The following is an 18,373-nucleotide window of genomic DNA, read 5'->3' as shown; positions in this document are numbered from 1 at the left end:
AACTACCGCGCGCTTAGAAGCAAAAGCCAAAGCAAGAGCTGGAGCTGGAGCTGGAGCTGGAGCTGGAGCGACTGCCACGCCTGGCATCACTTCCTCAGTGGATCATCCCAGAAATGCCGCTCGGCCTCTTGCTGGATATCCGCCCGACTCAACCCCAAGTCGCGCAAAGTTGCATCACTGAGACTGGCCAGTTCCTGACGCTGACGGTACAACTCCAGCCAACGCGCCGGACGCTGCAAGGCCGCATGCCACAGGTAGCTCAGGGAAAAGGCAGGTTGCTGGATGCTGCTGACATGACCTTTCATCGTGAAGCCCTCCGTGTTGATGGCCTCAGTCTCACGCCAGGCATAAGATCAATCCAACGAATGTTTCTGATGCGATGCATCTCGGAGATTGATGCAATGTCCCAGTACCAGAGCCTCGACGCGGACGTCCTGCGCACCTTCGTCGCCATTGCCGAGCAAGGCGGCTTTACCCGCGCTGGCGAAGTGGTCAACCGCACCCAGTCAGCGGTCAGCATGCAGATGAAACGCCTGGAAGAAGACATTCTGCAGCGCCAGCTATTCGAACGTGATGGCCGTCAGGTGCGGCTGACCGCCGAAGGCCAGGTACTGCTGGGGTATGCCCGGCGCATTCTCAAGTTGCATGGCGAAGTGTTCAACACCCTGCGCATGCCGCACATGGTGGGGCTGGTGCGCATCGGCACACCAGACGACTACGCCATGCGCTTCCTGCCGACCATCTTGTCGAGCTTTGCCCAGGCCTACCCGCTGGTGCAGGTGGAAGTGCATTGCGATTCGTCCAAGCAGCTGATGCTGCGCCAGGATCTGGACCTGACCATCGTCACCCGCGAGCCCGGCAACGAGATTGGCCAGTTGCTGCGCCAGGAACGCCTGGTGTGGGCCGCGGCAGAAGGCTTTTGCCCACACGAACAGCGGCCGATGCCGGTGGCTCTGTTCAACACCGACTGCTTCTGTCGCGCCTGGACCTGCAATGCGCTGGAGGCACAGGGCATCGATTACCGTATTGCCTACACCAGCCCAAGCCTGGCGGCGATCTTTGCCATCGTCACCGCCGGGCTGGCAGTGACCGCGCAGCTGCAGAGCCTGATCGGGGGCAACATCCGCATTCTGGGTGAGAGCGAAGGGCTGCCGCAGTTGCCCATGGCCAATGTAATGCTGGTGCGCAGTACACAGACCCCCTCGCCAATCACCGACTGCATGGCCGACTACATCGTTGAGGGTTTCAAGTGATCGGGGGCCGAAAAACGGCCCCAACATCTCAAAGCTCAAACCCCAGCATCACCGCACAGACCACCAGAAACACACAGAACATCGCCCGCAATACCTTCTCCGGCAACGCGTGGGCCAGCTTCACGCCCCAGCTGATGCTGAGCAAGCCACCCACCGCCAAGGGAATCCCAACCCCCCAGTCAACGCTATGGTGCACGCCATAGGTCACCAGCGTTACCAAGGTACTCGGCGCCGCCAGCGCCAGTGACAGCCCCTGCGCCACCACCTGAGTAGCGCCAAACACACTGGTCAGGATCGGCGTGGCTACCACGGCCCCACCCACCCCGAACAAGCCGCCCATGGTGCCGGCAAAGCTGCCCAGCACACCCAGCCACGGCCAGGCATGACGCAGCTCGGCACTCGGCGGCGACACCTTCATGAACATCCGCACCACGTTCCACGCCGCCAGCGCCACCAGAAAGCCGACAAAACCCAGGCGCATGGAATGCGCATCAAGCCCCACCGCCCAGATCGATCCCAGCCAGGCGAACAAGAAGCTGCACGCCGACAGCGGCAACGCATGGCGCAACGCGATGCGGTTGCGCTGGTGATACCGCCACAGCGCCAGCAGCACGTTCGGCACCACCATCACCAACGCCGTCCCCTGCGCCAACTGCTGGTCCAGGCCGAAGAGCACGCCCAGCGCCGGAATCGCAATCAGCCCGCCGCCTATGCCAAACAAGCCCCCCATGGTGCCTAGGGCTGCGCCCAGCACGATATACAACAACCACTCGATCATCAGGGCCTCGTCCGCCTGTACCAATAATGCGAGCATGCTAACGATTGTGCGCTGGCGGGGAAACGCACAGCAGCGCACAATGGCTGTGCGTTTTTCGCAAAAGCAAGGCAGCCATGAGCCCCGATACCCTGACCGACCAATTGAGCCTGTTCCTCGATGTGCTGGAAACCGGCAGCTTTTCTGCCGCCGCCCGTCGCCACCCGCTGACCCCATCTGCGGTAGCACGGCGCATCGACAACCTGGAAAGCGCCGTCGGCAGCCGCCTGTTCACCCGCAGCACCCACGCAGTGCGGGCCACGCCTGCAGGCAACGCTTTTGCCGAGCGGGCCAGGCGCATCATCGAGGAGTTGCGCCTGGCCCGGGCTGAAGCGGTGTCACTGAGCAATGCCCCGGAAGGCCTGATCCGCATCGACGCCCCTGCCGCGTTTGGCCGCCGCCACCTGGCCCCGGCCATTGCCGACTTCCTGGTGGCCTACCCGGGCCTGGACGTGCAACTGCGGTTGATCGACAGCTTTGTCGACCTGCAGGGCAGCCACCTGGGCGAGGTCGACCTGGTGCTGCGCGCCGGCCCCTTGGCCGACACCCGTCTGGTCGCCACGCCGCTCGCCTACATGGTACGCATCGCCTGCGCCAGCCCCACCTACCTGGCCAGCCGCGGCATCCCCACCTGCCCCAGCGAACTGCCCGGGCATGACGGGCTGGACTGGGATGGCCTGGCGCCGCCGTTCGCCTGGCGCTTCAGTGTGGCCGGGCAAACCCGCCTGTACCGCCCCGCGCGCATGCGCATGGCCGCCAACAACGCCGAGACCTTGTTGTTCGGCGCCCTCGCCGGCCTGGGGATAGCCCACCTTCCCACTTGGCTGATCAGTGAATACCTGCTGCGCGGCGAGCTGATCCCGTTGTTCTGCGACGGCGGCTTGCCTGAAGCGGAGACCAGCGGCATTTACGCGCTACGCCTGGCACATGAAACGAACTCTCGCAGCCGTTTGCTGCTCGAATTCCTCAAGAGCCGCTTCAGCCCGATTCCACCCTGGGACCTGGCCTTGCGCAGTGAACTGCGCGATTAATTCGCGCACTGATGATCAGCGTGCCAGAATTTTCCATTGATGACTTTCAAGGACCTGCATGAACGCCGACACCCAAGCCTCCTGTGACGAGCTGCTGCTGGACAACCAGGTCTGTTTCGCCCTGCACTCCACCTCGTTGCTGATGACCAAGGTCTACAAACCGCTGCTGCAGGCGCTAGGCCTGACCTACCCGCAATACCTTGCCATGCTCGTACTCTGGGAGCGTGACGGCCTGACCGTGGGCGAAATCAGCCAGCACCTGCTGACCGACCCGGGCTCGCTGACCCCGCTGCTCAAGCGCCTGGAAAGCGAAGGCCTGTTGCAGCGTAACCGCAGCCGCGAAGATGAACGGGTAGTGATGGTGCAACTGACCGACAAGGGCCGCGCCCTGCAACAGCGGGCCAAAGAGGTGCCGCAATGCATTCTCAAGGCCAGCGGGCGCAGCCTGGAGCAGCTGCAGCAACTGCAAGCCGACCTGCTGATCCTGCGCGACAACCTGCAAAAAAACCTCTGAGCGCTATGCTGTGAGATGGCCGTTCAGATGAACGGTGATGATTTATCTTGCGCGCTAACTAATTGCGCGCTAATTTAAATCCCACACCAACCCCCGCCCTCCTGCAAACGGGAGTGCACAGCACATTAGCGAGGCTCAAGATGCAAAAGGTCACTCCGCTGTACATCGCAGAAGCAACCTCCACCGGTGGGCGCGACGGCAAATCCCGCTCCAGCGACGGCAAGCTGGAAGTCAAGCTCAGCACCCCCAAAGAACTGGGCGGCGCGGGCGGTGACGGCACCAACCCCGAGCAGATGTTCGCCGCTGGTTACTCGGCCTGCTTCATCGGCGCCTTGAAGTTCGTGGCCGGGCAAGAGAAGAAAGCCCTGCCGGCAGATTCCTCGATCACCGCCAAGGTGGGCATCGGCCAGATCCCGGGCGGTTTCGGCCTGGACATCGACCTGCACATCAACCTGCCGGGCCTGGCCCAGGCCGATGCCGAAGGGCTGGTAGAAAAGGCGCACCAGGTGTGCCCGTACTCCAATGCCACCCGCGGTAATGTGGATGTGCGCCTGCACGTAACCGTCTAAGACGCAAAGGCTTGCGCGATCCCCTGTGGGTGGGTTTACCCGCGAGGTGGATGGCACGGGCTTCGCCCGTGTTCGCGGGCAAGCCCGCTCCCACACGGATCTGCGCCAGCTTTTAGAAATTGAGCACGACAGTTGCACCCACAAAAGCACGAGCACACAGGTATAAAAAAACCCGGCTTGCGCCGGGTTTTTTGCGTCTCGCAAGAAGCATTACTTCTTGGAACGGCCTTTGAAGCTGTTGTCGCGAGTGTCGATGTCGATCCACTCGTCGATCTGGATGAAGTCGGCAACCGAGATCTCGGTACCGTTCGCCAGCTTGGCAGGCTTCATGACTTTGCCGGAGGTGTCACCGCGAGCAGCGTTCTCGGTGTAGACAACTTTACGGCTGATGGTGGTCGGCAGCTCAACCGACACCAGACGGCCTTCGAAGAACACGGCTTCGCAGACGTCTTCCATGCCTTCTTCGATGTACGGCAGAACGGCTTCGATGTCCTCGGCGTTCAGCTCGTACATGGTGTAGTCGGTGGTGTCCATGAAGGTGTACTCGTCACCATTGATGAACGACAGGGTCGCTTCTTTGCGATCCAGGATCACGTCGTCCAGCTTGTCGTCCGCACCGTATACGGTTTCGGTCTTGTAGCCGGTCAGCAGGTTCTTCAGCTTGGTCTTCATGATCGCGCTGTTACGGCCCGACTTGGTGAACTCAGCTTTTTGAACCAGCCACGGGTCGTTGTCGATCCGCAGGACGGTACCGGGTTTCAGTTCTTTACCAGTTTTCATTACGAAGTATCCGAATCTGGATGGATTTATAAAAATCGAGGCCGCGTATCATAGCGAATTTCGGTAAAAGTGTACTAGCGCTGTGGCAAGGTCCGGCTGAGCGGCCTGTCGCGCCCCCCAAAGGCGGGCATGCTGCTGCAGTTCCGGCCAATGCTGGCGGGCCGCCCGCCAGGCCTGGCCCATGTCGAAATCCATGTTCCAGGCACGCCACAGGCCCAGCAGGGCTGTATCGGCATCGTCTGACAGGCCGCAGCGATAATGCGCGAGGAACGCTTCGAGCTTTTCCCAATGGGCATTCTCGTCCTGCACATAGATGTGCCACAGCATCGGCTGCCCCGCCCACTGCGCACGCACGAACGAGTCTTCGCCACGCACGGCATTGAAATCACAGCTCCATAACAGCCGGTCGAAGTCGTCCTGGCTGACGAAAGGCAGCACCTGAACGGTCAGCGCCCCGCGGGTGCGCACATCACCCACGTGCAGCGGGCCCTCGCCCAACCACTGGCTGAGCCCCGCGACGACGCGCCCTTGCGGGACCAACAGGTGGCAAGGCTGGTCAGCCGTGGCCAGGGCATCAAGCCAGTTGCCCAGCTGCGGGTTTTCATAGGCAAATAGCGAGATCAGCAGCGCACCCGGCACAAGGTCTACACCAAGCCCCTGCAAAAAGGCACGGCGCGCCTCCGCCGACTGCTGGAACGCGTCACGCCGGGCCAGCAGCGAACCTTCGCGCAGCAAACCACCCGTTTTGTCGGTAAAGCCCGGGAAGAAAAATACCTTGCGCAAACCGTTGGGCTGCGGCGAAGGCAACCCGTGGCAACCCTCCACCCAGTCCTCGGCACTCAGGTACTCGAGGTTGAGCCAGAGCGGCGGCTGCGGGCGGGCACGCATGGCCTCGACATAGGCTGCGGGCAACTGGCAGGCGAATGCGCCGATCACCACATCGGCCGGCGCCACCGGCAACCACGCTGCCGGCCACTGGCGCACATCCACACCGTGCTGCCACTGTTGCGCCGCCGTGGCATCGGCGCCAGGGCACATGGGCGTGAAAGCGTTGAGGTCATCCACCCACAGGCGCACCGCCAGGCCGTGCTCGGCCACCAACTGCCGGGCCAGGCGCCAGGTCACGCCGATATCGCCGTAGTTGTCGACGACGCTGCAGAAGATGTCCCAGGTGGCTTTCATGCGCCCCTCCCGTGCTGGTGCAAAAACCGCGAATTCTGCGCATAAATTGGCGCTGACAAAAGCACCTGCGCAGAAAAATGCCCAAGCGCATGCGACAATGCCCCCCTACCACGTTGCCAGGAGGCTGCCATGCCGCGCCACCGTGAATTGAAGATCACCCTCAAGCCGTTGCCGTTGATCATGTGCGTTGCCTTGGGCCTGTGGCTAGGCGCCATGGCCATTGCCGCGAGCCTGTGGCTGGCCCAGCAATTGTGGCCACAGCAGGTGCAACCTCTGGCCCAGGTTGTAGCCCCGCATGCAGACCGCCCCGTTGCAACGCCTGCACCGGCCACTGCCCAGGATGCCCAGGCCGAGATGTTCGAACGCTACAAGGACATCCTGCACAAACAGGAGCTGCAACAGGCCGCCGATGCCGCCCAAGGCAACCCGCGCAACCTCAACAGCCCCAAGTGCCAGTTCTGGCTGCAGCAAAACCGTACCGCGCCCACCGAAAAAAGCCAGGCCAACGTGCTGGAGTTCTGTTACTGACCATGGACAAGCCCCACCTGCTGGCGCTGATTGTCGCCACCCTCGAGCATGACCTGGACGTGCTGACCCGCGCGGCGCAAACCGCCTACGAGGCCGCCACCGCCGAAGAGAACATCGCCGAGAACAAGTACGACACGCTTGGCCTGGAGGCCTCGTACCTGGCCACCGGCCAGGCGCGCCGCAGTGCCGAGATCCGCCAGGCGCTGGTGATCTACCAGCAGTTGCTGCTGCGTGATTACGACCCGGCGCGCGGTGTGCAGGTAAGCAACCTGGTGACGCTGGAAAATGAAGATGGCGGGCAGCGCCGGCTGTTTCTCGGGCCTGAGGCAGCGGGGTTGAAGATTGGCGAGGGTGACGGGCTGGTGACGGTGATTACCCCACGATCGCCGCTGGGGCAGCAACTGCTGGGCAAGCGCGTGGATGACGAGGTGAACCTGGGCGCACAGGTATCGTTCATTGTCGATGTTGTCTGAACCGGCCTCTTCGCGGGCACACCCGCTCCCACAAGGACCCCACTGTCTTCAGGGCTGTGATATCCCTGTGGGCGCGGGCGGGCCCGCGAAAAGGCCGGCACAGGCAATAATTCTCTAAAGGGCCTGCAGGGCATCGAACCGCCCCGCCAGCCCCTGCTCGGCAAACTGCTCCACCACAAAATCGATGAACGCCCGGGTCTTGCCCGGCAACAGCTTGTGCTCGGCGAAATACAGGCTGATATGCCCATCGTCCACATACCAGTCCGGCAACACCCGCAGCAGCCGCCCGGCCAGCAAGTAGGGCACGGCAAACGGCAGGCTCACCAGGGCAATGCCCAGCCCCTGCTCGGCCACCGCGCACGCCGCGTCCGAATCGCTCATGGTCATCGCCTGGCGCAATTGCAGCGGCTGTTGCGCCTGCCAACGGCTGGTCAACGGCCACGAGCGCACCCGCCCGGTCTGCGGTGACCGCACCAGGATGCCGTCATGGCGTTGCAGCACCTGCGGGTCTTCTATCGGCGCGTGCCGCTGCAGATAGGCCGGCGCCGCCACCAACACCCGGTGCGCCGGGGTCAGCTTGCGCGCCACCACCCCTGGCGGCAGTTCGAAACCACCGCCAATCGCTGCATCGAAGCCCTGGCCGATCAGGTCGACCTGGCGGTTGTCGAAATGCCAATCTGGGGTAATCGCCGGGTATCGGCGCAAGAATTCCCCCAGCAACGGCAGCACATACAAACGCCCGAACACCGTGCCCATGCTCACCCGTAACGACCCAGCCGGCTGGCCTTCTGCACTGGCCAGGTTGGCCACGGCGTACTGAATGGTGCGAAAGCTGTCACTGACCTCGCCGAGAAAACGCTGCCCCGCTTCGGTCAAGGTCAGCTTGCGGGTACTACGCTGGAACAACCGCACACCCAGGCGCGCTTCCAGCTGCGCAACGTGCTTGCCCACGGCAGCCGGGGTAAGGCTCAGGCGCCTGGCGGCTTCGGCAAAACTGCCGACCTCGGCACTGCGGATGAAGCATTCCAACGCGCTGAATGATTCCATGGCCATGATTAGCAACCAAAGGTTTACTCTGCTGATAGTGATTACCATCTTATCAGTAGGCAATCGAGCGCCGATACTGTGCCCATCCAAGGCATTTCGGCCTGGCTTCCAGCAGGAGAACAGCATGTCCAAGCAACTTACACTCGAAGGCAAAGTGGCCCTGGTTCAGGGCGGTTCCCGAGGCATTGGCGCAGCTATCGTAAGGCGCCTGGCCCGCGAAGGCGCGCAAGTGGCCTTCACCTATGTCAGCTCTGCCGGCCCGGCTGAAGAACTGGCTCGGGAAATTACCGAGAACGGCGGCAAAGCCTTGGCCCTGCGGGCTGACAGCGCTGATGCCGCAGCCGTGCAGCTGGCGGTGGATGACACCGTGAAGGCCTTGGGCCGGCTGGATATCCTGGTCAACAACGCCGGTGTGCTGGCAGTGGCCCCGGTGACAGAGTTCGACCTGGCCGACTTCGATCGCATGCTGGCCGTGAACGTACGCAGCGTGTTCGTCGCCAGCCAGGCCGCGGCACGCTATATGGGCCAGGGCGGTCGTATCATCAACATTGGCAGCACCAACGCCGAGCGCATGCCGTTTGCCGGTGGTGCACCGTACGCCATGAGCAAGTCGGCACTGGTTGGCCTGACCCGCGGCATGGCACGCGACCTCGGGCCGCAGGGCATTACCGTGAACAACGTGCAGCCCGGCCCGGTGGACACCGACATGAACCCGGCCAGTGGCGAGTTTGCCGAGAGCCTGATTCCGCTGATGGCCATTGGGCGATATGGCGAGCCGGAGGAGATTGCCAGCTTCGTGGCTTACCTGGCAGGGCCTGAAGCCGGGTATATCACCGGGGCCAGCCTGACGGTGGATGGTGGGTTTGCAGCCTGATTGAACGCTTGCCTGTGCCGCGCAGCGCCGGCACAGGCTTAGCCTTTCTTTGCCCCCAGGCACTGTTCCATCACCTCCAGAAAAGCCCGGGCAGCCGGTGTGGGGCTGGACGACCACACCGCATACAAGTGCCGCACCGGCGCATCCACCAACCGCGCCACGGCCACCCCTTCGATGCCCTGAGCCACCCGCTCGGGCACCAGGCCGACGGCCATGCCCCGCTGAACGAATTTCTCTACCAGACGAACATGCCCGATCTCGAACTGCACCCTGCGCTGCAACCCCACCGCCTGAAACGCCTCGTCGGTCTGTCGTCGCGCCCCGGTGCCTTCGGGGAAATCCACCAACACTTCGCCTGCCAGGTCAGCCAGCGCCAGCTGTGCCCTGCCCGCCAGGCGATGCCCCAACGGCAACACCGCCACCAGTTCTTCCCGGGCCAGCAACCGATGCTGCACCCCCTGCACTACTTCGCCCTGCCACAGCCCGATAAAGCCGACGTCCAGGCGCCGCTCGAGTACGTCAGCGATCAGCAATTCGCTCTTGGCCGTGAGCCAGCGCACATCCACATCCGGATAACGACCGTGGAACACCGCCAACAGGTCGACCAGATCCAGCGCGGTGAGCGAGCTGATTTCACCAATCGCCAGCCGCCCGCGCACCTGGCCGCAGGCCGCTGCCACGTCATCGGCAATGCGCCGGGCCGCTTCCACCGCGGGCCGCGCGCTGAGCACAAAGGCTTCCCCCGCAGGGGTCAGGCGTACCCGCCGCGAACTACGCTCGAACAGGCTCACCCCCAGCTGCGCCTCCAGCCGCGCCACTTGATGGCTAAGGGCCGACTGCACCACATGGCAGCGCTCCGCCGCGCGGGTAAAACTGCCGGTGTCGGCCACGGCAAGGGCATATTCGAGCTGCTTGAGGTTCATCGATCTATCTGCTTTCAAGATGAATAGGCTGAAAACTATACATTGGTGTCATGCCTGACACTTGCTGATAATCATCACTACACACCACTGCCCCCACGAGAATTGCATGCACACCCCCACTCTCAGCCGCGCCTTGATCCTGCTGATGGCCACCGCCACAGGCCTGGCCGTGGCCAGCAACTACTACGCCCAACCGCTGCTGCACAGCATCGCCCAGCAGTTTGGCTTGAGCACCGCCAGCGCCGGCAGCATCGTGATTGCCGCGCAACTCAGCTATGGCGCCGGCCTGTTGCTGCTGGCACCGCTGGGCGACCTGTTCGAGCAGCGCCGGCTGATTACCGTGATGACCGTTGTCTCCACCCTGGGCCTGGTCATCAGCGCCTGCGCACCCAGCCTGCCTTGGCTGCTGCTCGGCACGGCGCTGACCGGGCTGTTCTCGGTGGTGGCACAGATCCTCGTGCCGATGGCAGCGACCCTGAGCGAGCCCCATCAGCGTGGGCGCGCGGTCGGCACACTGATGAGCGGCCTGCTGCTGGGCATCCTGCTGGCGCGTACTGCTGCCGGCTTCATGGCCGAGCTGGGTGGCTGGCGCAGTATCTACGTGCTGGCCGCAGTGCTGATGGCAGTTACTGCCGTGGCGCTGTACCGCAGCCTGCCACAGCACCACAGCCACGCCGGGCTGAAATACCCGGCGCTGATCGGCTCCGTGTTCCGTCTGTTCATCGAAGAGCCCGTGCTGCGCCTGCGCTCGCTGCTCGGTCTGTTGGCATTCAGCCTGTTCGCCCTGTTCTGGACCCCACTGGCGTTTCTGCTGGCGAAAGGCCCCTACCACTATTCGGATGCAGTGATCGGCCTGTTCGGCATGGCCGGTGCGGCGGGTGCATTGTCGGCCAACTGGGCCGGGCGCCTGGCAGACCGTGGCAAGGGCGCGCTGGGTACCACCGTGGGCCTGGTGGTGTTGCTGCTGTCGTGGGTGCCGCTGGGGTTTGCCGAACAGTCGCTGCTCGCCTTGCTGCTGGGCGTGCTGATGCTCGACCTGGCGGTACAACTGGTGCATGTGAGCAACCAGAACGCAGTGATCGCCCTGCGGCCCGAGGCACGTACGCGGCTGAATGCCGGTTATATCACCTGCTACTTCATTGGCGGGGCACTTGGGTCGTTGCTGGGCACGCAGCTGTTCCAGCGCCAGGGCTGGATGGGGATCGTGGTGGCGGGGCTGGTGATTGGCGGGCTGGCGTTGCTGGCCTGGGGATGGGCCGAACGCAAGCGCAAGAATGCCTTGCAGGTGGCCTGAAAAATGCGCGCTGGATTCTTCGCGGGCACGCCCGCTCCCACAGGTGCCTCACAAACCTCCGGGCAGTGATACGCCTGTGGGTACGGGCATGCCCGCGAAGAGGCCAGCCATGGCGACAAAGTACCGCACTACCCTCCGTCGCAATGCCGTTGACTTGCCTGCCGGGGCAGCGCTCAGTAAGCGCTGGAATGCCCTTTCCCTGACAGGATGAATTTATGACAAGACTCACGGTACAGTCCGGCGATTTCTTGCAAGGTGAAGGCGAGTATCGCAATGGATCGCTCACACTCAAGACCGCGCGCAGCCCCTCACCCGGTGAGCGGATTTCCCTGGCACGCATCAGCGACTTGCGGCTGGCCAGCCTGGAAACCAACCGCAACCTTGGCAGCGCCTTGGGCTGGGGCGTGGCCGGCGCCCTGGTGGCAGGGCCAGTAGGGCTGCTGGCCGGGCTGTGGTTGGGTGGCAAGGAAGAAGAAGCGACCTTTCTGGCCACCTTCAAGGATGGACGCAAGTTGATGGCCATTACCGATGGCAAGACCTGGTCGAAGATCGATGACAACTGGCGGCAGCACAAGCGGCCGATCAGGACAGGCTGACTGAATACACCGGGCCTGGATCGTTTTATGTGGAAGGCGGCTGGTAAGATGCCGCCTTTTTCATGGCCTGTGCCGGCCTCTTCGCGGGTAAACCCGCTCCTACAGGGGTATCACCATCTGGTGTATCACCACGCGGTGCATCACCAACCGGTGGAACACCAACCGGTGCATCATCACCCGGTGTAGGAGCGGGTTTACCCGCGAAAGGGCCGGCACAGGTATCGCGCATCCAGGAGCCCCACCGCATGCCCCCGCATCACCCCCGCCTGCCCCTGAGCCTGCTCAGCCTGGGCCTGGCCCTGCAGTGCCCCTCTGTGTTTGCCGAAGACAGCGTGATGCTGGCCCCGTTGCAGGTCTCCGACACCTACGCCAATGATGGCTACCAGGCACGCCAGGCCGCTGTGGGCGGCTTCCAGCCCGCGCCCCTGCTCGACACCCCCGCCTCTGTCAGCGTGTTCAGCCAGCAGTTGCTGGAAGACCGCCAGGTACGCAAGCTTAGCGAAGTGTTGCAAAGCGATGCCTCGGTCGGCGAAAGCTATGCACCCATCGGCTACTACGAAAACTTCAATGTGCGCGGCTTCGAGCTGAACGCCGCCAGTAGCTACCGCATCAATGGCCAGACCATTGCCGGAGAGCAGAACGTAGCCCTGGAAAACAAGCAGCAGGTGGAATTGCTCAAGGGCCTGTCCGGGCTGCAAGCCGGCGTGTCGGAGCCGGGCGGCTTGATCAACTATGTGACCAAGCGCGCCGAAGACATACGCAGCTTCACGGTATCGACCAACGAACAGGGCGAACGCTATCTGGCCACCGACCTTGGCGGCTGGTTCGGCAGCGAAAAGCAGTTCGGCCTGCGCGCCAACCTGGCCCATGAAGACATCCGCACCTACGTCGACCACGCTGACGGCAAGCGCGACTTCGCCTCGCTGGCATTCGACTGGCAGATCAACCCGGATGCCACCCTGCAGCTGGATGCCGAGTACCAGCATCGCGAACAGGCGTCGGTGCCGGGTTACCAACTGCTCGGAGGCACTGACGTGCCCCACGGCATCGACCCGGAAGACCGCCTGGCCTACCAGCATTGGGCAAAGCCCGTGCAGAACGACTCGCTGAACCTGGGTGGGCGCTTCGAATACCGCTTCAACGATACCTGGACCGGCACCGTGAGCGCCTCCCGCAGCAAAGTGGTGATCGACGACTACAGCGCGTTTGCCTGGGGTTCGAGCGAGGGGGCGTTTTTCGGCAGCAATGGCGACTACGACATCTATGACTTCCGCAGCCCCGACGATACCCGCCGTACAGACGAGGCGCAGGCCATGCTCAACGGGCACTTCGATGCGCTGGGGGTGGGGCACGAGCTGACCGTGGGTACCAGTGCGCAGCGACGCACACTGGATCAGCGCCCGTACTACAACGAGTGGCTTGGTACCGGCAACATCCATACCGGCGCCCCGGACCTCGATCCGTCCGACAAACCCGTCGGCGCCAGCGAACGCCGGCTCGACAGCCGCCAGTACGGCTTGTTCGTCAGCGACCGCATCAGCTTCAACGAGCAATGGCAGACCGTGCTGGGCGCCCGTGAAGTGCGCCTGGATGAAAAGACCTGGGACGAGAACGGCGTAGCCGGGCGCCATACCCGCCAATACGAGCTACTGCCCAACGCTGCGCTTATCTACAAACCGCAGCCGAACACCACGGTATACGCCAGCTACGCCAAGGGCCTGTCTGCCGGAGGCACGGCCCCCTGGTTCGCCAGCAATGCAGCTGAGATCCTTGCACCCACCACCTCCCGCCAATTGGAACTGGGCGTCAAGCACGACTGGCAAGGCCTGAGCCTGAGTGCCGCCCTGTTCCAGATCCGCCAGGCTTACCAGTACGCGCGCCCGGACGGCACCGGCAACTTCACCTACGTGCAGCAAGGCCAGCAGAAGAATACCGGCCTGGAACTGGGCGCCAGCGGCCGGGTGACCCCGAACCTGCAGGTACAGGCCAGTGCGGCAGCCATTCGGGCGCGGGTGCAGAACAGCGGTACCGAAGCCTATGAAGGGCACCAGGCGATCAACGTGCCTAAATTCCGGGCGGCGCTGCATGCGGAATATACCCTGCCGGTTCCGGGGCTCGCGCTGCTGGGCGGTGCGCGGTATAGCGCCAGCAAGTATGCGAGCCAGGCGGGCAATGTTGAGGTTGGCGGGTATACCGTGTTCGACCTTGGCAGCCGCTACAGTACCCGTGTTGCCGGGTATGACACGGTGCTGCGGCTGACGGTGGATAACGTGCTGGACAAGCGTTACTGGCGCGATGTGGGGGATTACCTGGGGGATAACTACCTGTTCCAGGGGGCACCGCGTACCGCTCGGCTTTCGGCTTCGATCAGCTTCTAGATTGCCGGGGCCGCTCTGCGGCCCTTTCGCGACCTGTGGGAGCGGGCTTGCCCGCGAACACGGGCGAAGCCCGTGCCATCCACCACGGTGTTGGCTTCGCGGGCAAGCCCGCTTGTGTCGCGATGGGCTGCACAGCAGCCCCAATGGCCCTGAAAACAAAAAGCCCCCGTACTTTTCAGCGCGGGGGCTTTTCGTAGAATGTGGCGGTGAAGAAGGGATTTGAACCCTTGATACGATTTCTCGTATACACACTTTCCAGGCGTGCTCCTTCGACCACTCGGACACTTCACCGTTTCTCTTCAAGCCTTGCAGCCCGTCGAGGTGCGCTAATTTAGTGAAAGACTTTCCCTTTGGCAAGCATTTTTTTCAATTTTTTCATGTATTTGCACTTGGGCAGCCGTGAGCACTGACCGACCAGTCAGCCTTGCTGCTTTACCTCGCCCTTGGCGCTGGGTAACGTCGTCGCCACGCCAACAAAAGGACTCTGCCATGAGCGAGCTGATTACCTACCACGCCGAAGACGGCATCGCCACCCTTACCCTGAACAACGGCAAGGTCAATGCCATCTCGCCGGACGTCATCACTGCCTTCAATGCAGCGCTGGACCGCGCTACCGAGGAGCGTGCAGTAGTGATCATCACCGGGCAGCCGGGCATTCTGTCAGGCGGTTACGACCTCAAGGTGATGACCCGTGGCCCCCAAGAGGCCATCAGCCTGGTCACCGCCGGTTCCACCCTCGCCCGCCGGCTGCTGTCGCACCCGTTCCCGGTGGTGGTCGCCTGCCCCGGCAATGCCGTGGCCAAGGGCGCCTTCCTGCTGCTGTCGGCCGACTACCGCATTGGCGTCGAAGGGCCGTACAAGGTATGCCTGAACGAAGTGCAGATCGGCATGACCATGCACCACGCCGGCATTGAACTGGCCCGCGACCGCCTGCGCCGCTCGGCCTTCCACCGCTCGGTGATCAATGCCGAAGTGTTTGACCCGCAGGGTGCGGTGGATGCCGGCTTCCTCGACAAGGTGGTGCCGGCCGAGCAGTTGCAGGAAGCGGCAATGACCGCAGCGCGGGAGCTGAAGAAGCTGAACATGCTGGCGCACAAGAACACCAAGCTGAAAGTGCGCAAAGGGCTGCTGGAGGCGCTGGACAAGGCGATCGAACTGGATCAGCAGCATATGGGCTAGCCGCACGGGCCCTTTTCGCGGGCTTGCCCGCGAAAGGGCCGGAACAGGCCTGCACCAAGGTTTGCCCCAGCCAGTGCACACCCGTACACTGCACCGCGACCGTCTGGTGTGAGTCGTACCATGCTTTATTCATTGCGTATGTTCCTGCTGGGGCTGCATTTTCTTGCCGTTGGCACCGTGGGCCTGCTCATTGGCCTGTGCCGCCCCTTCAACCCTGACAACAGCCGCGTTTTCGCCCGGCTCTACAGCTTGCCGGCCACCTGGCTGATGCGCATCAAGGTCAAGGCCGAAGTCGGCCCATTGTGGGACCACCCGCCCGGCTGCGTGATCGTGGCCAACCACCAGTCCAACTTCGATCTGTTCGTGCTGGGCCAAGTGGTGCCGCAGCGCACCGTCGCCATCGGCAAGAAGAGCCTGGGCTGGATCCCGCTGTTCGGCCAACTGTTCTGGCTGGGCGGCAACGTGCTGGTCGACCGCAAGAATGCCTATCAGGCGCGCAGGGCCATACAGAAGACCACCCGGGTTCTGCAGGACGACACCTCGATCTGGATTTTCCCCGAAGGCACCCGCAATCCCGGCGAGCATCTGCTGGCCTTCAAGAAAGGCGCATTTCACATGGCCATCGAGGCCGGTGTGCCGATCGTGCCGGTCTGCGTCAGCCGCTATGCCAGGCGCCTGAGCCTGAACAGCTGGCGCCAGCGCACGGTAATCGTGCGCTCGCTGCCGCCCATTGCCACGACGGGCATGACGCTGCAGGACCTGCCAGCGCTGATCGAGCAATGCCGTGGGCAAATGCAGCAGTGCATTGACCGCATGGAAAAAGAACTGGCCTGATCCGGGGTTGCTCTGGAGCCGGGTACAGCCCAAGCTGTATCCGTGTTCAAACGAATAAGCGGACAACCATGGGTCGAGTCGTGGCATCGGCGGTGTACAGCGCCGGCAGAAAGGTCACCAACATCAGCATCGACGAAGGCAGCGAGTGGGCGCGCAAGCCGGGGCATTTCGTGTGGATCGGCCTGGAAGAGCCCAATGCCGAAGAGCTGGCCAACCTGCAGTCGCAGTTCAACCTGCACGAACTGGCCATCGAAGATGCCCTGGAAAAACACAGCCGGCCCAAGCTGGAAACCTTCGGTGACGCGTTGTTCATCGTCACCTATTCGCCAGTGCGCCACGAAGGCAAGCTGGAATTCATCGAAACCCATATCTTCGCGGGCAACGGCTACATCATCACCTGCCGCAACGGCCACTCCAAATCCTACGCCATGGTCCGCCAGCGCTGCGAGGCTCGGCCCCTGCTGCTGGAACATGGCGAAGACTTCGTGCTGTACGCCCTGCTCGACTTCGTCACCGAGAACTACCAACCGGTCAGCGAGGCCATTCATGGCGAGATCGAAGCGCTGGAGGAAAGCGTACTGGGCGGCTCGCTGCGGGAAGACGACATCCGCCGCCTGCACAGCCTGCGCCGTGACATCCTGCGCCTGCGCCGCTACGTGGCCCCCCTGGTTGAAGTGAGCGAAGAACTGCAGCGCCTGAGCTTCCCGTTCATCGACAAGAACATGCGCCCGTACTTTCGTGATGTGCAGATTCACGTGACGCGGCAGATGGAGGACTTGGCCGGTATACGCGACATTGCCAGCCAGACGATCGAGATCGGCATGCTGCTGGAGTCGTCACGGCAAAGCATCGTGCAGCGCAAATTCGCGGCCTGGGCGGCGATTCTGGCATTCCCTACGGCGATTGCCGGGGTTTACGGGATGAACTTCCAGAACATGCCGGAGCTGAGCTGGCACTACGGTTACTTCGCGGTACTGGGGGTGATTGTGACGGGGTGTGCCGGGTTGTATGCCAGCTTCAAGAAATCGGGTTGGCTTTGATGGCCTCTTCGCGGGCGCGCCCGCTCCCACAGGTCGCACACAATGCTGGAAATTGTGCATCACCTGTGGGAGCGGGCGTGCCCGCGAAGGGTTGCCACCGATTACGCGGCGCTGTCGCCGGCCTTTGACGGCTGCTGGATAAAGCGCAACATCCACTCCCCTACCAAATCACCCTGGTGCTCGGTGGCCAGGCTGGCAACGGCCTTGTGGTACACCTCGTCACCCAGGTATTCCTGGCGCGCATCGAGCAGTGCGCGGGAGTAGTCATGCACGAATTCCGGGTGGCCCTGGAAGCACAGCACCTGGTCGCGAATGTGGTACGCCGCATTCGGGCAGAAATCGCTGGAGGCGATCACCGTAGCGCCTTCCGGCAGTTCGGTCACCTGGTCCTGGTGACTGATCAGCAAGGTCAGCTCCGACACCTCTGGGTCCATCCACGGCGCATGCGCCGCCAACGAGTAGCGATGAATACCCACGCCCCAGCCTTGCTCAGCCCGCTCGGCCTTGCCCCCAAGGGTCAAGGCCAGCAACTGGTGGCCAAAACACACGCCCAGCAGCTTTTCACCGCGCTCGTACAGCTTGAGCAGGTAGGCCTTTAGCGTCTGGATCCACGGGTCGGTACCGAACGAATCGGCCTTGCTGCCCGTCACAAGGTAGGCATCGAACTTTTCACTGTCGGCGGGATAGTCGCCGTGCATCACGTTGTACACACAAAATTCGGCGGCAATCGGCTGACGCGAGAAGAGCTGCTCGAACATCCTGCCGTAGCCCTGATATTGCGCCGTCAACTCCGGTCGCAGGACATCGGTTTCAAGGATGCAGATGCGTAACGACATAGGGGTAGTCCTGAACGACATGGGTGGGAATCTGCTGTAGAGACTGCCGCGAAAGGCACGTACAAGCAAGTAGGCTGCACTGACGAACGGTCACATTTCGTCGGCGCGTGCCGGGTAGTTGCGCCACTGTCTAGATAGAGCGTGCCAGCTAGATAGCACTTGGCCTCATAGCCAGAGAAATGGTTTTAGTGCACGGTTAGAACAAAGGGTTCTCAAATATGGATAACG

20 protein-coding genes and 1 tRNA gene are annotated in these 18,373 nt (G+C 62.8%); 13 read left to right on the top strand and 8 right to left on the bottom strand.

Annotated elements, in window-relative coordinates; translation table 11 throughout:
* Positions 1-86 precede the first annotated feature (86 nt).
* Positions 87-305, bottom strand: coding sequence for a DUF1127 domain-containing protein (locus N5D53_RS24825; RefSeq protein ID WP_014591954.1), 219 nt, complete (start codon positions 303-305; stop codon positions 87-89).
* Positions 306-401: 96 nt separating this feature from the next.
* Between N5D53_RS24825 and N5D53_RS24820 the strand changes: the two genes are divergently transcribed.
* Entirely contained in the window at positions 402-1,253 is an 852-nt protein-coding gene (locus N5D53_RS24820) for a LysR substrate-binding domain-containing protein (protein ID WP_003252879.1), read from the top strand.
* Between the two features lie 28 nt (positions 1,254-1,281).
* Here the strand turns inward: N5D53_RS24820 and N5D53_RS24815 are convergent, their stop codons facing one another.
* Positions 1,282-2,031 carry a sulfite exporter TauE/SafE family protein gene (locus N5D53_RS24815; protein WP_104962906.1) on the bottom strand — a complete coding sequence of 250 codons (750 nt, stop codon included), beginning with the start codon at positions 2,029-2,031 and terminating at the stop codon, positions 1,282-1,284.
* Between the two features lie 113 nt (positions 2,032-2,144).
* Here N5D53_RS24815 and N5D53_RS24810 point away from each other — a divergent pair, with 113 nt between their 5' ends.
* The 3 genes from N5D53_RS24810 to N5D53_RS24800 all read left to right on the top strand — a co-directional run bounded on the left by N5D53_RS24810 (position 2,145) and on the right by N5D53_RS24800 (position 4,181).
* Complete coding sequence (locus tag N5D53_RS24810) at positions 2,145-3,098, top strand: LysR family transcriptional regulator (protein WP_121161958.1); 954 nt, start codon at positions 2,145-2,147, stop codon at positions 3,096-3,098.
* A gap of 58 nt (positions 3,099-3,156) precedes the next feature.
* Entirely contained in the window at positions 3,157-3,612 is a 456-nt protein-coding gene (locus N5D53_RS24805) for a MarR family transcriptional regulator (RefSeq protein ID WP_104962298.1), read from the top strand.
* A 140-nt stretch (positions 3,613-3,752) separates the two neighbouring features.
* Entirely contained in the window at positions 3,753-4,181 is a 429-nt protein-coding gene (locus N5D53_RS24800; protein ID WP_104962299.1) for an organic hydroperoxide resistance protein, read from the top strand.
* Between the two features lie 210 nt (positions 4,182-4,391).
* On the opposite strand, the gene efp is transcribed toward N5D53_RS24800, so the two are convergent.
* Entirely contained in the window at positions 4,392-4,961 is a 570-nt protein-coding gene (gene efp, locus N5D53_RS24795) for an elongation factor P (RefSeq protein WP_003252871.1), read from the bottom strand.
* A 48-nt stretch (positions 4,962-5,009) separates the two neighbouring features.
* A complete protein-coding gene (gene earP / locus N5D53_RS24790; RefSeq protein WP_190870084.1) occupies positions 5,010-6,143 on the bottom strand; it encodes an elongation factor P maturation arginine rhamnosyltransferase EarP in 1,134 nt (377 codons plus the stop codon).
* A 129-nt stretch (positions 6,144-6,272) separates the two neighbouring features.
* Between earP and N5D53_RS24785 the strand changes: the two genes are divergently transcribed.
* Positions 6,273-6,671 carry a hypothetical protein gene (locus tag N5D53_RS24785; RefSeq protein WP_020193656.1) on the top strand — a complete coding sequence of 133 codons (399 nt, stop codon included), beginning with the start codon at positions 6,273-6,275 and terminating at the stop codon, positions 6,669-6,671.
* Between the two features lie 2 nt (positions 6,672-6,673).
* Entirely contained in the window at positions 6,674-7,144 is a 471-nt protein-coding gene (locus N5D53_RS24780) for a GreA/GreB family elongation factor (RefSeq protein WP_020193655.1), read from the top strand.
* 114 nt (positions 7,145-7,258) lie between these two features.
* Here the strand turns inward: N5D53_RS24780 and N5D53_RS24775 are convergent, their stop codons facing one another.
* Positions 7,259-8,197, bottom strand: a complete 939-nt coding sequence (locus N5D53_RS24775; RefSeq protein ID WP_064490988.1) for a LysR family transcriptional regulator — start codon at positions 8,195-8,197, stop codon at positions 7,259-7,261.
* A 118-nt stretch (positions 8,198-8,315) separates the two neighbouring features.
* Between N5D53_RS24775 and N5D53_RS24770 the strand changes: the two genes are divergently transcribed.
* The gene (locus N5D53_RS24770; protein WP_003252861.1) at positions 8,316-9,065 is read left to right on the top strand and encodes a 3-oxoacyl-ACP reductase family protein; all 750 of its coding nucleotides are present in this window, start codon (positions 8,316-8,318) and stop codon (positions 9,063-9,065) included.
* A 38-nt stretch (positions 9,066-9,103) separates the two neighbouring features.
* On the opposite strand, the gene N5D53_RS24765 is transcribed toward N5D53_RS24770, so the two are convergent.
* Positions 9,104-9,988, bottom strand: a complete 885-nt coding sequence (locus N5D53_RS24765; RefSeq protein ID WP_104962303.1) for a LysR family transcriptional regulator — start codon at positions 9,986-9,988, stop codon at positions 9,104-9,106.
* 106 nt (positions 9,989-10,094) lie between these two features.
* Between N5D53_RS24765 and N5D53_RS24760 the strand changes: the two genes are divergently transcribed.
* The 3 genes from N5D53_RS24760 to N5D53_RS24750 all read left to right on the top strand — a co-directional run bounded on the left by N5D53_RS24760 (position 10,095) and on the right by N5D53_RS24750 (position 14,256).
* Complete coding sequence (locus N5D53_RS24760) at positions 10,095-11,282, top strand: MFS transporter (RefSeq protein ID WP_190870083.1); 1,188 nt, start codon at positions 10,095-10,097, stop codon at positions 11,280-11,282.
* A 215-nt stretch (positions 11,283-11,497) separates the two neighbouring features.
* A complete protein-coding gene (locus tag N5D53_RS24755; protein WP_020190956.1) occupies positions 11,498-11,878 on the top strand; it encodes a hypothetical protein in 381 nt (126 codons plus the stop codon).
* A gap of 245 nt (positions 11,879-12,123) precedes the next feature.
* Positions 12,124-14,256, top strand: coding sequence for a TonB-dependent siderophore receptor (locus N5D53_RS24750; RefSeq protein WP_266025034.1), 2,133 nt, complete (start codon positions 12,124-12,126; stop codon positions 14,254-14,256).
* A gap of 201 nt (positions 14,257-14,457) precedes the next feature.
* Here the strand turns inward: N5D53_RS24750 and N5D53_RS24745 are convergent.
* Positions 14,458-14,547: transfer RNA gene (locus tag N5D53_RS24745), tRNA-Ser, on the bottom strand.
* A 198-nt stretch (positions 14,548-14,745) separates the two neighbouring features.
* On the opposite strand from N5D53_RS24745, the gene N5D53_RS24740 reads away from it, so the two are divergent.
* The 3 genes from N5D53_RS24740 to N5D53_RS24730 all read left to right on the top strand — a co-directional run bounded on the left by N5D53_RS24740 (position 14,746) and on the right by N5D53_RS24730 (position 17,309).
* Positions 14,746-15,435 (top strand): crotonase/enoyl-CoA hydratase family protein, encoded by a 690-nt coding sequence (locus N5D53_RS24740; protein ID WP_076403568.1) that lies wholly within the window; start codon positions 14,746-14,748, stop codon positions 15,433-15,435.
* 120 nt (positions 15,436-15,555) lie between these two features.
* On the top strand, positions 15,556-16,269 hold the full coding sequence (locus tag N5D53_RS24735) for a 1-acylglycerol-3-phosphate O-acyltransferase (protein ID WP_104887204.1): 714 nt from the start codon (positions 15,556-15,558) through the stop codon (positions 16,267-16,269).
* A gap of 68 nt (positions 16,270-16,337) precedes the next feature.
* Complete coding sequence (locus N5D53_RS24730; protein WP_003252830.1) at positions 16,338-17,309, top strand: magnesium and cobalt transport protein CorA; 972 nt, start codon at positions 16,338-16,340, stop codon at positions 17,307-17,309.
* Between the two features lie 101 nt (positions 17,310-17,410).
* Here the strand turns inward: N5D53_RS24730 and N5D53_RS24725 are convergent, their stop codons facing one another.
* A complete protein-coding gene (locus tag N5D53_RS24725; protein ID WP_010952873.1) occupies positions 17,411-18,145 on the bottom strand; it encodes an amidotransferase in 735 nt (244 codons plus the stop codon).
* Positions 18,146-18,373 lie beyond the last annotated feature (228 nt).

Origin of the sequence: Pseudomonas sp. GD03862 (genome assembly GCF_029840855.1) — a bacterium.
GTDB lineage: Bacteria > Pseudomonadota > Gammaproteobacteria > Pseudomonadales > Pseudomonadaceae > Aquipseudomonas > Aquipseudomonas alloputida.
Note: the sequence above shows the minus strand (reverse complement) of the source record. Positions and strands in the feature narration are given on the sequence as shown.

Excerpts from the sequence above, each read along its gene's own strand:
- earP (WP_190870084.1), bottom strand. The coding sequence starts at position 6,143 with ATGAAAGCCACCTGGGACATCTTCTGCAGCGTCGTCGACAACTACGGC.
- N5D53_RS24805 (WP_104962298.1), top strand. The coding sequence starts at position 3,157 with ATGAACGCCGACACCCAAGCCTCCTGTGACGAGCTGCTGCTGGACAAC.
- N5D53_RS24800 (WP_104962299.1), top strand. The coding sequence starts at position 3,753 with ATGCAAAAGGTCACTCCGCTGTACATCGCAGAAGCAACCTCCACCGGT.
- N5D53_RS24775 (WP_064490988.1), bottom strand. The coding sequence starts at position 8,197 with ATGGCCATGGAATCATTCAGCGCGTTGGAATGCTTCATCCGCAGTGCC.
- N5D53_RS24770 (WP_003252861.1), top strand. The coding sequence starts at position 8,316 with ATGTCCAAGCAACTTACACTCGAAGGCAAAGTGGCCCTGGTTCAGGGC.
- N5D53_RS24750 (WP_266025034.1), top strand. The coding sequence starts at position 12,124 with ATGCCCCCGCATCACCCCCGCCTGCCCCTGAGCCTGCTCAGCCTGGGC.
- N5D53_RS24735 (WP_104887204.1), top strand. The coding sequence starts at position 15,556 with ATGCTTTATTCATTGCGTATGTTCCTGCTGGGGCTGCATTTTCTTGCC.
- N5D53_RS24755 (WP_020190956.1), top strand. The coding sequence starts at position 11,498 with ATGACAAGACTCACGGTACAGTCCGGCGATTTCTTGCAAGGTGAAGGC.
- N5D53_RS24820 (WP_003252879.1), top strand. The coding sequence starts at position 402 with ATGTCCCAGTACCAGAGCCTCGACGCGGACGTCCTGCGCACCTTCGTC.
- N5D53_RS24810 (WP_121161958.1), top strand. The coding sequence starts at position 2,145 with ATGAGCCCCGATACCCTGACCGACCAATTGAGCCTGTTCCTCGATGTG.
- N5D53_RS24725 (WP_010952873.1), bottom strand. The coding sequence starts at position 18,145 with ATGTCGTTACGCATCTGCATCCTTGAAACCGATGTCCTGCGACCGGAG.
- N5D53_RS24760 (WP_190870083.1), top strand. The coding sequence starts at position 10,095 with ATGCACACCCCCACTCTCAGCCGCGCCTTGATCCTGCTGATGGCCACC.
- N5D53_RS24765 (WP_104962303.1), bottom strand. The coding sequence starts at position 9,988 with ATGAACCTCAAGCAGCTCGAATATGCCCTTGCCGTGGCCGACACCGGC.
- N5D53_RS24785 (WP_020193656.1), top strand. The coding sequence starts at position 6,273 with ATGCCGCGCCACCGTGAATTGAAGATCACCCTCAAGCCGTTGCCGTTG.
- N5D53_RS24825 (WP_014591954.1), bottom strand. The coding sequence starts at position 305 with ATGAAAGGTCATGTCAGCAGCATCCAGCAACCTGCCTTTTCCCTGAGC.
- N5D53_RS24730 (WP_003252830.1), top strand. The coding sequence starts at position 16,338 with ATGGGTCGAGTCGTGGCATCGGCGGTGTACAGCGCCGGCAGAAAGGTC.
- N5D53_RS24780 (WP_020193655.1), top strand. The coding sequence starts at position 6,674 with ATGGACAAGCCCCACCTGCTGGCGCTGATTGTCGCCACCCTCGAGCAT.
- N5D53_RS24740 (WP_076403568.1), top strand. The coding sequence starts at position 14,746 with ATGAGCGAGCTGATTACCTACCACGCCGAAGACGGCATCGCCACCCTT.
- efp (WP_003252871.1), bottom strand. The coding sequence starts at position 4,961 with ATGAAAACTGGTAAAGAACTGAAACCCGGTACCGTCCTGCGGATCGAC.
- N5D53_RS24815 (WP_104962906.1), bottom strand. The coding sequence starts at position 2,031 with ATGATCGAGTGGTTGTTGTATATCGTGCTGGGCGCAGCCCTAGGCACC.